Below are 13,280 nucleotides of genomic sequence, written 5' to 3' on the forward strand. Positions count from 1 at the left end.
ACTATGTATTTTTCCTATATGATGAAAATCAAGTAAAAATCTAAAAGTATTCTCAAGGGAATTGGCTTGTATATCGGGTAATTTTCTGAAAGATATAGATAGCCTCTCTGTATGTTCAAGCAGATTTCGTTTATGGAAAAAATTTCTTCCTCTGGGAGAGGGTATATACAGCGGTACAAAAATGGCTTAGGTATGACCCGCACAATGTTATTACGTTTTACAGGAGTTGATATGATGATCAGCGATGCCGAACTTCTTAAGCTCGTTATGGATAGATACCCCGAACAGCCGGTTCCGTTTCTTATTGAGCAATTTACACTCATGAAGGCTGGCCTTATACAGGCCAATAACAAGCTCGCGGGCATGGATTCCGAGGCGCTCTCCGAATCGTTGTGTTGTGAGGAAGAAGTTCAGAAGGAAAAAAACGATTCCGAGCCCAGCGCTCCCAAGAAAAAATACACTCGCCGCAATCTTGTGGTGAAGCCGGAAGAAGCCATTTCTGAACAGGAAATCGCTTGCTGCATTTGCGGCAAGACCTTCCAAAATTTGACCACCAAGCATATTCAGAGCCACGATTTGACTGTGGAAGAATATAAGAAGCTGTGCGGCTATGGCCCAGAGCAAAAATTGATCAGCAGCAAGCTGCTTAATAAGCTTCAGGCGAATGTCTTGAAGGCTCAGCAGGCCCGCGAAAAGAAAAAGGCGGAATAGGACCTGAACCTAGCGACACAACGGGCCGTCTACCATAAAGGAGACGGCCCGTTGGCGTTTGGGGAGGGCTTTCTTGCCTTTCCTATGGGCAGCTTTTGTGAAACCGGGATTGCGTTGTCGCCCGGTACCCACATATCGAGAGGGGACGTCTTGCAGGCCGCCACTGTGCGGCTTATAAGCCCATGAAAGCCGCGGGGATTGGCCAGTAACTTGTTACCGATTCGTATTATATGGTCAGACAAGGGAAGCCTGAGAATGTTTGTTGTGGTATAATATATTGAATTTAATTGTTATTTATACAATGACAAACGGATTTAAAAAGTCTAAGATGCGCGCATCTTATTGTAAGCGAAGGTTCAAAACCTGCTCGATTGCCGCGAACAGGCTTTTGCCAAGGAGGGTATTATGACGGAACTCACTCGATACGTATATGCCTTTGATAAGGCGAATGAACCCATTGCACGCGCTAAGGATGGGGATGAATTCTCATTCCGTACACTGGATTGTTATTCCGGCCAGGTTTGTACGGAAGAAGACATTGTAGGCGAATCGTTCAATTTCTCGCGTACCAATCCGGCGACGGGGCCGCTCTATGTGGAAGGGGCCATGCCCGGCGACGTGCTTGTTGTGGACGTGTTGTCCATTGAAGTGGCTGATAAGGGGGCTGTCACCACCATCCCGAATATCGGCCCGCTGTATGACCGCTGTGTGGATCGTACCCGTATCCTGCCCGTTAAGGACGGCAAAACGGAACTCGGCGGCCTGAGCATTCCAGTCAATCCCATGATCGGCGTCATGGGCGTTGCCCCGGCCGGGGAGCCCATTGCCTGCGGCTATGCGGGAAAGCATGGCGGCAACATGGACTCCAAGAAGCTGACCGCAGGCAGCCGGGTGTACCTGCCCGTACAGGTTGAAGGCGCACTGCTTCAGATGGGCGACATCCATGCCGTCATGGGCGACTGCGAACTGTGCGGCACGGGGCTTGAAATCGGCGGGGTCATCACCGTCCGCGTGAGCGTGCTCAAGGGCCGCAAGCTTGATTGGCCCGTCATTGAAACGGCCGATGCCTGGCATGTCGTGAGCGCCCGCAAGGACTATACCTCCGCGCTGATTGACGCCTCCGCGCAGATGCAGGATCTTGTCTGCGCCGCCTACGGCCTCGATTCCACGGATGCCTACCTGTACCTGTCCCTTGAGGGCGACGTGTGCATCAATCAGGGATGCCAGCCTTGCCCTGTGGAAATCGTACTCCGCATTTCCGTACCCAAGCGTGCCGATAAGCCGCTGCTGTAGAAACTGGGGAGGGGGACGTGAGTCCTCCTCCCGTAACGGCCTTCCTTTTCTCGTATGGAAGGGAAAGGGACAACCTCCAGTTTTCCGAAAGGGGAAAGCGGAGAGAAAACGAGAGGGAACGGCCTTACCCGAAAGGGCGGGCCGTTTTGCATAAGGGAAGCGGGGCATGCCCCTGTGCTTCTGGAGGGAAGCCCGTCCGGGGAGGGAGTCCGCGGGCGGACGCTTCGGCGTGTTTGCTTCGTGCCGCAAGCGTTGAGTCAATATTTGTGGAGGTTACAATGGCTGAAGAAAAAGGATCCGTCGAACAATTCGGGTACAGGCAGGAACTGCACCGTACCCTGAGCCTGTGGGATTTGACCGTGTACGGCTTGCTGTTCATGGTCATCATCGCCCCGCACAGTATCTTCGGATACGTGAACCGGGATGCTCAGGGCATGGCGCCTCTCGTGTATCTGGTTGGCTTCTGCGCCATGTTCTTTACGGCGCTGTCCTACGTCCAGATGGCGAAACGGTTCCCCATCGCCGGGAGCGTGTACTCGTACGTACAGCGCGGCGTGAACCCGCATGTGGGGTTCCTCGCCGGGTGGCTCATCCTGCTCGACTATGTTTTTGTCCCCAGCCTGCTGTACATCTTTGTCGGCAACTGGTGCCAGAGCCTCATCCCGCAAATTCCGGGCTGGGTCTGGATCCTCATGTTCATCGCCGTGAACACGGCCATCAACATAAAAGGCATTGAGACCACGGCCCGCGTGGATATGTTTTTCTTTGTCGTTGAAATCGGCATCGTCCTGATCATTGTGATCGGCGGCCTCAAGTATGTGCTCGGCGGCGGAGGGGCCGGGGAACTGACCATGACGCCCATCTATCAGGCGGACAAGGTCAACCTGACCTTCATTGCTACGGCCTGCACCATTGCGGCCTTGAACTTCACCGGCTTTGACGGGATCAGCACTTTGGCCGAAGAAGTTTCCGAGCCAGAGAAGAACGTGGGCCGCGCCATCCTGATCGCGCTGGTCGTCATCGGCACGGTGTTCTTCCTCCAGACCTACATCGTCTGCCTCATGGAGCCCGACTACAACAAGTACAATGCCTCCACCGCCCTGTTCGACGCCTGCGCCGTCGCCATCGGCGACTGGTTCCGCATCATACTGCTGGTGGTGAATATCCTTGCCGTGGGCATCGCCAATACCCTGAACGCACAGGCCGCGTGCAGCCGGGTGCTGTTTTCCATGGGCCGCGACAGGCTGCTGCCCGGCGTTCTTGCCAAGGTGCACCCCAAGTTCCGCACGCCGTATGTCGCCATTCTGCTTATCGGCGTAGTGTCGCTGGCCTGCACCATCATCTTCACCGACGAACAGCTCACCAAGCTCGTCAACTTCGGCGCGATCAGCTCTTTTATGATGCTGAACCTCTCGGTAATCTGGTTCTTCTTTGTGAAGGAACAGCGCCGCAGCGGTATGGATCTGGTGAACTACCTCGTCTACCCTCTGGCCGGTACGCTTATCCTGCTGTACGTCTGGAGCGGCTTTGACCACCTGACCCAGATCCTCGGCTTCAGCTGGCTTGCTGTGGGCATTGTCTTTGGCTACATCAAGTCCAAGGGCTACAAGGAAGTTCCCGACGCCTTCAAGAAAAGCATGATGTAACCGTTTCCGTTCTCGGAACGCTTGATTGGGCCGCCGGACGGGTTTTTCCGCCGGCGGCTTCCGCTTCCGGGGCGTCTTTCAGGAGAATCTATGCGTATTTGTCGTGAGCGTCATATCTACAGTATGGGCGTTTCCGAACCCGTCGCAACGGTGGCGGCACCCTGTTCGTTGACAGTGGAGACCTGCGACTGTTTCAACGGGCAGGTGACGGAGGATGGGCAGTCGAAAGCCCGGCTCAACTTTTCGCACGTGAACCCGGCCACCGGCCCCATCGTGGTGGAAGGGGCGGAACCCGGTGACGTGCTCCGCGTGCATATCCGGGCCATCCGTCCCGGTAAAACCGGGGCGCTCATGACCGCGCCGGGCGCTGGGGCCCTGCCGGATCGGGTGAAGGGGGACACGCGCATCTGCCCCATAGCCGATGGGCATTTCACGTTCAAAGGCGTGGAGTTCCCCCTGAACCCCATGATTGGGGTCATCGGCGTGGCTCCTGCCGGCGAGGCGGTGCCTTGCGGCACGCCGGGCGATCACGGCGGCAACATGGACACCATCGGCATCCGTGAGGGCGCGATCCTGCGTCTGCCCGTTTTCGTGGAGGGCGCGTATCTTGCCCTTGGGGATTTGCATGCGGCGATGGGCGACGGGGAAGTCTCCGTAACGGGCCTTGAGGTTTTCGGCGAGGTGGATCTCGATCTTTCGCTGGAGAAAGGCGCATCCCTGCCCTGTCCGCTGCTGCACGACGGCGATGAGGTTTCTTTCCTCGCCAGTGCCGAGTCTGTGGACGGGGCGATCCATGCTTCGACGGGCTGCATGCACGATTTTCTTCTTGCCAAGACGTCCCTCAGTGCGGACGAGGCCCTCATGCTCATGAGCCTCTGCGGTCATGCCCGCATTTCCCAGATTGTCGATCCCCTCAAGACCGCCCGTTTCGCCATGCCCGTATCGGTGTTGGCCAAGTTTGGGGTTGTGGTGGAGTAGGGGAGGTGAAGATTGGGGAGGGGGAGGAAGAACCTTTCTGAAGAAAGGCTTCTTCCTCCCCCTCCCCAAACCCCACCCCCACCATCTCCCAAGACTTTTGTAAACGGCTTGGCTGCGGGTGGGGCGGCATGGCCGGAGCGTGCCCATATGGAGGATGGCACCCCCACGTGCATGAGGAAGGCTCCATGATCGCGTCAACGCGTTCCTGTCCCGCAATGACATCCCCACATGCGTGGGGAAGACCGGTTGGAGGCCGGAGCGTGTCCGTATGGAGGATGGGATGCGGGGCGGGATTGTTTGTTGGGTGCGCTGGCGGAGAAAATCATCTCAGGAATGTGTGGAAAGGTTTTCTGACGTGTTTCGTTTTCTCAGCGCGTTTTTTGAAAGGCTGTGTTATAGAAAATGGTTGATGCTTTACTTCCTTGAAATTCCAAAGGAATAAGCAATAAAATAGGCTGCGCCATAGAAAATGGCTGATGCCTTTTTCTATGACGTTCCAAGGGAATAACCAACAAAATGCCTCAGCCATGAAGCCCGCCAAGTGGAAAACTGGAAAAAAGCTACATTTTTTACCGCACTGTGGAGATGAAACAACCACATACATAACAAAGCCTTTGGAAAAGGGACTCTGTTGTTTTGAATGGGACAAGATCTGTTGGCGGAGGGGAGGCATTTGGCGGAAAGCCTGTGCGTGGCGTATGCTTGATTCCCGTGCCCGCGTCCGGGGCCTCCCCATCGGTCAAAAGTCTTTGGGGAAGGAGGGAGGAGGTTTGGAGGAGGGAGGAAGGCCCTTTCTCCAGAAAGGGCCTTCCTCCCTCCTCCAAGTATCTTTTTCCGCCTTCCAGGAAGAGCGACATGGACAATAAAAAAGTAATCGTACTGACGACGGGCGGAACCATCGCCATGAAGCTTGATCCGGCGCACGGCATCGTGCCCGCGGTGAGCGGCGAGGATTTGGTGGCTTCCGTCCCGGGGCTGCGTGAGGCGTGCCCCATTGAGGTCATGGAGTTTTCCAATATCCCAAGCCCGCACATGACGCCGAAACGGATGTTTGAACTCGGCAACAAGGTGGAGGAGCTGCTCCGCCATGAGGACATTCTGGGCGTCGTGATCACGCACGGCACGGATACGCTGGAGGAAACCGCCTATCTGCTGGATCTCGTGCACAACAGCGAAAAGCCGGTCTGCCTGACCGGAGCCATGCGATCGGCGGCGGAGATCAGCCCGGATGGGCCTGCGAACCTGCTCTGCGCCGTACGCACGGCGGCGAGTCCCGAAGCCCGCGGGAAAGGCGTGCTTGTGGTCATGAATGAGGAAATCCACGCCGCACGCGAGGTCGTGAAATCCCACTCCGCGAACACGGAAACCTTCGTGTCGCCGTTTTGGGGGCCGCTCGGCTATGTGGATCCCGACCGCGTGGTCTTCCGCCGCAATACGCTCGGCAGGCAATCCATCCGTCCGCCGGAGCTGGTGGAGGACGTGCATTTGATCAAGCTGGCGAGCGGCTCGGATTCGCTGCTGATCGATTTTCTGGTGGAGCGGAACGTCAGAGGGATCGTGCTTGAGGGCTTCGGTCGGGGCAACGTGCCGCCGGCCGTGCTGCCGGGCATCCGCCGCGCCGTGGAAAGAGGGATTCCGGTGGTCATCACCACGCGGACTATAGCCGGGCGCGTGCTGGACGTGTACGGCTACGAGGGCGGGGCCAAAACCGTGCTGGAGGCCGGGGGGATTCTCGGCGGCGAAACCAGTGGGCCCAAGGCCCGGCTCAAGCTGATGCTGGCCCTTGGTGTGGCGTCGAGCCGTGACGGGTTGGCGGTGTTTTTCGACACGCCGTGATCGAGTTCATAAAAAGGACAAACAGGCAGGTTAAAGATGGCGCGGGGCGATTCCGCGCCGTCTTTTTTTGCAGTATGGATCGGGAAGCAAACGGGGCGCAAGGGCCAGGAGCCGCTTCCTTGTGGCCCTCCAGATGAAAAAAAGTCTCACATTTTTTTGGAACCCCCCGGATTGTGGGCTTTTTCATTGCGGCGTCTCTTGCTACACTACCTCCGTCCCTATGAGAAACGGGATCCCAGAGAACCCCGTAACCTGCCGCGCCGCATACCGGCAGGATGCCGAGGAGCCTTTTCATGAGCTACCCGAGAGCCCTGGCAAGGGCCGTTCTGTGTATGCTGTTGTCTATGATGCTGTTGGCCTGTGAGGAGGGGGGCAAGGGCGCCCCCGGTGCCTCCGGGCCGCGTGAAGTCGTCGTCATCAAACTGGAACCCCGGCGGGAAGTCTATACGACGGCCCTCGCCGGGCGCATCGCGTCGTTTCAGGTGGCGGAAGTCAGGCCGCAGGTCGGCGGCATCCTCCAGCAGCGTTTGTTTACCGAGGGCGCGGACGTGAAGGCGGGGCAGGCCCTGTATCAGATCGATCCCGCTACGTATGAGGCCGCTTTGGACAGCGCGCAGGCCGCGCTCATGAAGTCCGAAGCCAACGTCACCCCGGCGCGGCTGAAGGCGGAGCGTTTCCGTGAGCTGCTGGCGATCAAGGCGGTGAGCAAGCAGGAGTACGACGACGCGCAGGCTGCATTCAAGCAGGCCGAGGCGGATGTGGCGGTGAACCGTGCCGCCGTGAAGACCGCCCGCATCAATTTGGAATATACGAAAGTCCGTTCCCCCATTTCAGGGCGTATCGGCAAGTCGGCGTTTACGCCCGGCGCGCTGGTGACCGCTAATCAGGCGCAGGCGCTGACCTCCGTGCGCCAGCTTGACCCGGTATATGTGGATATCACCCAGTCCAGCCAGGATTTGCTGCGGCTGCGCGCCCAGTTCACCAACGGGGAGCTGCGTTCCGTCGCCGAGGAAGCGCCTGTCCGCCTGAAGCTCGAAAACGGCGCCATGTATCCGCATGAGGGCCGCCTGCAGTTCACGGACGTCAGCGTGGACGAAAGCACCGGCATGGTATCCCTGCGCGCCCTGTTCCCTAATCCCGAACATATTTTGTTGCCCGGCATGTACGTGCGCGCGGTCATCACCGAAGGCGTGGATGAAAACGCCTTGCTGGTTCCGCAGCGGGCGCTGCGGCGCGACCCGAAGGGGCAGGCTTCCGTGCTCCTTGTGGACGGCGGCGGCAAGGCGGAAGTCCGGCTTGTCGATGTGGGCCGTACCGTGGGCGATTCGTGGCAGGTGCTTTCCGGCTTGAATCCCGGAGATCTCGTTATCGTTGAAGGCGGGCAGAATGTCCGCCCCGGCATGAGCGTGAAAATCAGGAGCGAAGGATAGCGGGGGAGGCGGAAGGCGCCGGGAAAGGGCGCGCCCCCATCCATGCGTTTCTGGGCTTCCAGAGGGCCGGCAAAGCTCTCTTTCCGTGCGCCTTCCTACCGCCGGCGGCTTTTGGGCAGCCAACATCCGCCCGGCGATACGGGAAATATCCCGCCGGGGGCCTTTCCCGGCGTTTTCCCCAGCGGGCGTTTCCGTATTGCCGGGGATGAAACGCCCCTTACGGAAAAGGGAAGGCTCTGGCAGCGTTTGGGACGCATCCGTTTTTTCAGGGGCTTTGCCGTAGCTTTGGGCTGGTGCGGTTTTACCGCGATTGATTTTATTGGTTTTTTGAAGGCAGTTGGTGGTGTCCCCCATGACGGGAAGATTTTCCCGGCCGATGCCTTTATCTGTCATGGAAGGCAATGCCAACCTCGTGCTGCGGCAGAGGCTTTTAGGAAAGCCCCATACATAACCATATAACTTCATAGAGAACTTATGGCACGTTTTTTTATAGACCGTCCGGTGTTCGCGTGGGTTATCGCCATCCTCATCATGATGGCGGGGGGGATTTCGATATTCCGCCTGCCCGTGGAACAGTATCCGCGCATCGCGCCCCCGGTGGTCACCATTACGGCGAAATATTCCGGGGCCTCGGCCCAGACGCTTGAAGATACGGTCGCACAGGTCATCGAGCAAAAACTGAACGGCATCGACGGGCTGCTGTATATCAATTCCACCAGCGACGCTGCCGGTCAGGTTTCCATCCGGCTTACCTTCGATCCCGATACCAATCCCGACGTGGCGCAGATGCAGGTGCAGAACAAGCTCCAGCTCGCCACCTCGTCCCTGCCGGAAGAAGTGACGCGGCAGGGCCTCACCGTAACCAAGGTGGCGGACAGCTTCCTCCAGATGTACGCGTTCGTATCGTCCGACGATTCCATGAGCGCGGCGGATCTGTGCGACTTCGTGGGCTCCACCATCCTTGACCCCTTGAGCCGTGTGGACGGCGTGGGCGAAGTGTCCCTGTTCGGCGCGCCCTATGCCATGCGCATCTGGCTCAACCCCTCGAAGCTCCTTTCGTACAGCCTGACGCCGTCCGACGTGATCAATGCGGTGAAGGAACAGAACAAGCAGGTTTCGCTTGGGGAAGTCGGCGGCAAGCCCATTCTGGAAGGGCAGCAGATGAACGTCACCATCAAGGCGCAGAAACAGCTTACGTCCGTTCCGGAGTTCGAGCGTATCCTGCTGCGCGTCAATCCCGACGGTTCCGCCGTGCGCCTCCGGGACGTGGCCCGTGTGGAACTGGGGCAGGAAAGCTATACGTCTTCGGCCCGCTACAACGGCAAGCCCGCGGCGGGCCTGGGCATCAAGCTGGCCTCGGACGCCAACGCCTTGAACACGTCGAATGCGGTGGCGGCCTTCCTTGAGGATATGCGCCCCTATTTCCTGCATGGCGTGGAAGTGGTGTCGCCCTACGATACCGTGCCGTTCATCAAGATTTCCATCATTGAAGTGGTCAAGACCCTGCTTGAGGCCATCGTGCTGGTGTTCGTGGTCATCTACCTGTTCCTCCAGAACTTCCGGGCCACAATCATCCCCTCGCTGGCGGTTCCCGTGGTGCTGCTCGGCACGTTCGGCGTTATGGCGGCGTTCGGCTTCAGCATCAACACGCTGACGATGTTCGGCATGGTGCTGGCCATCGGCCTGCTTGTGGACGATGCCATCGTCGTGGTCGAAAACGTGGCCCGCGTCATGGAGGAGGACGGGCTGCCCCCGCGCGAGGCCACCATCAAGACGATGGGGCAGATCACCGGCGCGCTCATCGGCGTGGCGGCGGTGCTGTCCGCCGTGTTCGTGCCGATGGCCTTTTTCGGCGGCACCGTCGGCGCCATCTACCGCCAGTTCTCGCTGACCATCGTGTCGGCCATGATCCTTTCCGTCGTCGTGGCGGTGGTGCTGACGCCCGTATTGTGCTCCAGCTTTCTGAAGCCCGGCCACATGGCCTCGCAGCACGGCTTTTTCGGCTGGTTCAACCGGAGCTTCGACCGGGCGACCATGTCCTACCGGGGGGCCGTCGGCAGGATCATCAAGGTCGGCGGCAGGATGATGGCCATATACTTGGCCATGCTCGTGTGCGCGGGCTGGATCTTGTGGCGTATGCCCACATCGTTCCTGCCCAACGAGGATCAGGGCATCCTGACCGTGGAAATCCAGCTCGGCCCGGGATCGACGGAAACGGAAACCTTGAAGATCGTCAAACAGATAGAACGCCATTTCCTTGAGAATGAAAAGGAAAACGTACAGGGCATGATGCTGACCCTCGGACGCGCATCGGGCGGCAAAGGGCAGAGCTCGGCGCAGGGGAACATCCGTCTCCGCGACTGGAGTGAGCGCAAAGACCCGGAACGGCGCGCGCAGGCCATTATCGACCGGGCGAATCAGGCTTTTTCTTCAATCATCAATGCCCGGATATTCGTATCCGCGCCCCCGGCGATCCGTTCGCTCGGCAACGCCACCGGTTTTGACTTTGAATTGCAGGATCAGGCGGGGCTTGGGCATGAAGCCCTCATCGCGGCGCGGGATCAGTTGATGGATCTGGCGCGGCGCAGCCCTCTGCTGCGGAACGTCCGGACGTTCGGGCAGGACGACAGCCCACAGTTGGAAGTCGTCATCGATCAGGAAAAGGCCGGGGCGTTCGGGCTGTCCCTCGACGCCATCAACACGGATCTTTCCGCCGCGTGGGGCGGGAAGTACGTCAACGACTTCGTGGATCGCAGCCGCGTCAAAAAAGTGTACGTACAGGCCGATGCGCCGTTCCGCATGAAGCCCGAAGATTTCAATAGGTGGTATTTCCGCAACGATAATGGCGAGATGGTGCCGTTCACGTCCATCGGCGAGGCCCGCTGGACGTATGGGCCCATGCAGCTTGAGCGCTATAACGGCGTGTCCGCCGTGCGGATACAGGGCCGTGCCGCCGCCGGGATGAGTTCGGGTACGGCCATGTTGGAGATGGAGCGGCTGATGGGGGAACTTCCCGAAGGCATCGGCTACCAGTGGACGGGGATGTCCTTTCAGGAGCGCCTTTCCGGTTCGCAGGCGCCGTTCCTCTATGCCTTGTCCATCTTGGTGGTGTTCCTCTGCCTCGCCGCGCTGTACGAAAGCTGGAGCATTCCGTTGTCGGTCATTCTGGTAGTGCCCCTCGGCGTGCTTGGGGCTGTGGCGGCGACCAGTGCGCGCGGCTTGGCCAACGACGTATATTTCCAGATCGGCCTGTTGGCGACCATAGGGCTCGCGGCAAAGAACGCCATTCTGATCGTGGAGTTCGCGCGGGAGCTGTTCCAGCAGGGCGCAAGCCTCGCGGACGCCGCGATGGAGGCGGCCCGGCTGCGCCTGCGGCCCATCCTCATGACTTCCTTGGCCTTCCTCATCGGCGTATTGCCGCTGGCGATAAGCACTGGGGCGGGTTCGGGAAGCCAGAACGCCATCGGCACCGGCGTTATGGGCGGCACGTTCGCGGCAACGGCTCTTGGGATTTTCTTTGTGCCGGTCTTTTTCGTCTTGGTCTTCCGCCTGTTCAACCGGAAGGCACGGGAAGGCCGGGGAACCGCCGATCCGAAGAAGCGTTAGGGCCGGGGATGGGTATGGTTCCGCAGGAACCTGCGCCGGGATGCGGGCGGGGTTGATGGGGTCACCCCCTGAAAAGGGAAAATGTCTCTCTCTCTCTCTCTCTCTCTCTCTCTCTTTGGCGGTATTGCGGGGGGAAGGCTTTCTTTCGGAAGCGTTTCCCCCCGCAAAGCCTCCCCGCCCGTCCGCGGCTTATGAGCTTGGGAAAATCCGGGACATTCGCGTTTTCAAGGCAGCTTGTATTCAATTATACGAAATTGAAAATGAATTTTTAGAAAAGGCTCTGTCATAGTATATGGTTGCTTTGTTTTGGCAATATACTGAAAATACATGCTTTTTCTCAAGTTTTCCCGCTGGTGGGCTCTGTGGTTGGGGGATTTTATTGGTTATTTCTTTGGAATGTTAAGGAAATAAAGCATCAACCGTTTTCTGTGACACAGCCTTAGAAAATCATTGCAAAGGTGAATGCCTTGAAAATCCGTCCGGCTTGACTTTGACGCAACGGGAGGTACTATAGAGATAATCCTGTATTGTCCAACCCGTTACGCTGGAGGCTTCTCATGGAACTGAAGAAGATCCTTTGTGCAGTTGACCTGAAGGACAGCGTCAATCCCGCCGTGGAGTACGCGAAGATGCTCTCGGAGCTTTCAGGGGCTTCGGTTTCGGTCATTTATGTCGTCTCGTCGCGTTCGGCATATGAGAATCTACAGGTTCCCGTAGAGGACATCGCCAAAGGCATGCGAAGCATCTGGTCCCGGGCCAGGGGGGATATGGACGCCTTTGTGGAGGAGCGGTTCCCCGGCATGGACGTCAACGGGCTCATCTATGAAGGGCGCCCCGCCGAGAAGATTGTGGAGATCGCCAAGGAGCTCGGCGCAGACATGATCGTCATGGGGACACACGCCCGCGAAGGGTTGGACCGGCTGTTCTTCGGTTCCGTAGCCAATGAGGTGGTGAAGTCCGCCAAGTGCCCCGTGATGACTATCCGGCCTCCCAAGAAGTCCGGGTAGCCGCTTCAAAAGGCATCGTCAGCAAGAGAGGATCTGAGAGGATTCTCTCTTTTTGTATGAAGCCCCGCCGGACGGGGCCTTTTTGCCAAAAAAATTGGCCGTGCCATAGGAAACGGCTGATGTTTTCTTGAAATTCCAGAGGAATAACCAGTAAAGTGCCCCAATCATGAACCCATCAGCGAAAACAGGAGAAAGAGCCTGTATTTTTCAGCATATCTTAGGTTATGTCGTTGTTCAATATGTAATTATTTAAAATAATCTTTTACGAATTTAAATAGTCAAATAATTTTAATATATTATATCTATTTAACGACACGACCTAGATATAAAACGACCACATAATGGTGGAGGCAAAAAATCAAGGCCCTGTCGTTAGGATGTGGTTGTCTCATCCCCACAGTATGGTGAAAATACGGCCTTTTTCTCCGGTTTTTTTGTCGGCTGGCCCCATGCCTGAGGCATTTGGGGGTCATGCTTTTGGAACTTCAAGAACACATCAACCAGTTCCTATGATAGGGATTTCTCCAAAAACGAGAAAAGGGAACCAACTTTTGTTGATTCCCTTGGGGTCATTCTCTTTGAAGTGCTGGTCGGGATGAAAGGATTTGAACCTTCGACCCCTTGAACCCCATTCAAGTGCGCTCCCAGACTGCGCTACATCCCGGCACGCAGATGGAGATACCTTTCTCATGCCCCGCTGTCAACAACTTTTTGCGGGAAGTGTAAACTTTTTCTGGCTCTGGGACGCTTCGTTGTTTGTTTCAATATTTATT

8 protein-coding genes and 1 tRNA gene are annotated in these 13,280 nt (G+C 57.6%); 8 read left to right on the forward strand and 1 reads right to left on the reverse strand.

All coding sequences use genetic code 11. The features are described from left to right. The first annotated feature begins 132 nt into the window (after positions 1 to 132). From AC6I1V_RS11700 to AC6I1V_RS11735, 8 genes are all read left to right on the forward strand, one after another. Complete coding sequence (locus tag AC6I1V_RS11700) at positions 133 to 711, forward strand: MucR family transcriptional regulator (protein ID WP_497736998.1); 579 nt, start codon at positions 133 to 135, stop codon at positions 709 to 711. 405 nt (positions 712 to 1,116) lie between these two features. Further along, positions 1,117 to 2,004 (forward strand): acetamidase/formamidase family protein, encoded by an 888-nt coding sequence (locus tag AC6I1V_RS11705; protein ID WP_486854915.1) that lies wholly within the window; start codon positions 1,117 to 1,119, stop codon positions 2,002 to 2,004. Positions 2,005 to 2,282: 278 nt separating this feature from the next. Beyond that, positions 2,283 to 3,650 (forward strand): APC family permease, encoded by a 1,368-nt coding sequence (locus AC6I1V_RS11710; protein WP_302554623.1) that lies wholly within the window; start codon positions 2,283 to 2,285, stop codon positions 3,648 to 3,650. Positions 3,651 to 3,740: 90 nt separating this feature from the next. Beyond that, positions 3,741 to 4,628 (forward strand): acetamidase/formamidase family protein, encoded by an 888-nt coding sequence (locus tag AC6I1V_RS11715; RefSeq protein ID WP_497736999.1) that lies wholly within the window; start codon positions 3,741 to 3,743, stop codon positions 4,626 to 4,628. Positions 4,629 to 5,483: 855 nt separating this feature from the next. After that, on the forward strand, positions 5,484 to 6,464 hold the full coding sequence (locus AC6I1V_RS11720) for an asparaginase (protein WP_479859315.1): 981 nt from the start codon (positions 5,484 to 5,486) through the stop codon (positions 6,462 to 6,464). A 293-nt stretch (positions 6,465 to 6,757) separates the two neighbouring features. Continuing rightward, on the forward strand, positions 6,758 to 7,894 hold the full coding sequence (locus tag AC6I1V_RS11725; RefSeq protein WP_337431982.1) for an efflux RND transporter periplasmic adaptor subunit: 1,137 nt from the start codon (positions 6,758 to 6,760) through the stop codon (positions 7,892 to 7,894). 474 nt (positions 7,895 to 8,368) lie between these two features. Further along, on the forward strand, positions 8,369 to 11,500 hold the full coding sequence (locus AC6I1V_RS11730; RefSeq protein ID WP_486853970.1) for an efflux RND transporter permease subunit: 3,132 nt from the start codon (positions 8,369 to 8,371) through the stop codon (positions 11,498 to 11,500). A gap of 557 nt (positions 11,501 to 12,057) precedes the next feature. Then, entirely contained in the window at positions 12,058 to 12,507 is a 450-nt protein-coding gene (locus AC6I1V_RS11735) for a universal stress protein (protein ID WP_486853971.1), read from the forward strand. 587 nt (positions 12,508 to 13,094) lie between these two features. Here the strand turns inward: AC6I1V_RS11735 and AC6I1V_RS11740 are convergent. Then, a tRNA-Pro gene (locus tag AC6I1V_RS11740) sits at positions 13,095 to 13,171 on the reverse strand. Positions 13,172 to 13,280: the final 109 nt, after the last annotated feature.

The sequence above is a fragment of the Bilophila sp. T19-St14 genome, from assembly GCF_059728385.1.

What these genes read in the sequence shown, in the direction of transcription:
- AC6I1V_RS11715 (WP_497736999.1), top strand. Translation starts at nt 3,741, where the DNA reads ATGCGTATTTGTCGTGAGCGTCATATCTACAGTATGGGCGTTTCCGAA.
- AC6I1V_RS11720 (WP_479859315.1), top strand. Translation starts at nt 5,484, where the DNA reads ATGGACAATAAAAAAGTAATCGTACTGACGACGGGCGGAACCATCGCC.
- AC6I1V_RS11710 (WP_302554623.1), top strand. Translation starts at nt 2,283, where the DNA reads ATGGCTGAAGAAAAAGGATCCGTCGAACAATTCGGGTACAGGCAGGAA.
- AC6I1V_RS11725 (WP_337431982.1), top strand. Translation starts at nt 6,758, where the DNA reads ATGAGCTACCCGAGAGCCCTGGCAAGGGCCGTTCTGTGTATGCTGTTG.
- AC6I1V_RS11735 (WP_486853971.1), top strand. Translation starts at nt 12,058, where the DNA reads ATGGAACTGAAGAAGATCCTTTGTGCAGTTGACCTGAAGGACAGCGTC.
- AC6I1V_RS11705 (WP_486854915.1), top strand. Translation starts at nt 1,117, where the DNA reads ATGACGGAACTCACTCGATACGTATATGCCTTTGATAAGGCGAATGAA.
- AC6I1V_RS11730 (WP_486853970.1), top strand. Translation starts at nt 8,369, where the DNA reads ATGGCACGTTTTTTTATAGACCGTCCGGTGTTCGCGTGGGTTATCGCC.
- AC6I1V_RS11700 (WP_497736998.1), top strand. Translation starts at nt 133, where the DNA reads ATGGAAAAAATTTCTTCCTCTGGGAGAGGGTATATACAGCGGTACAAA.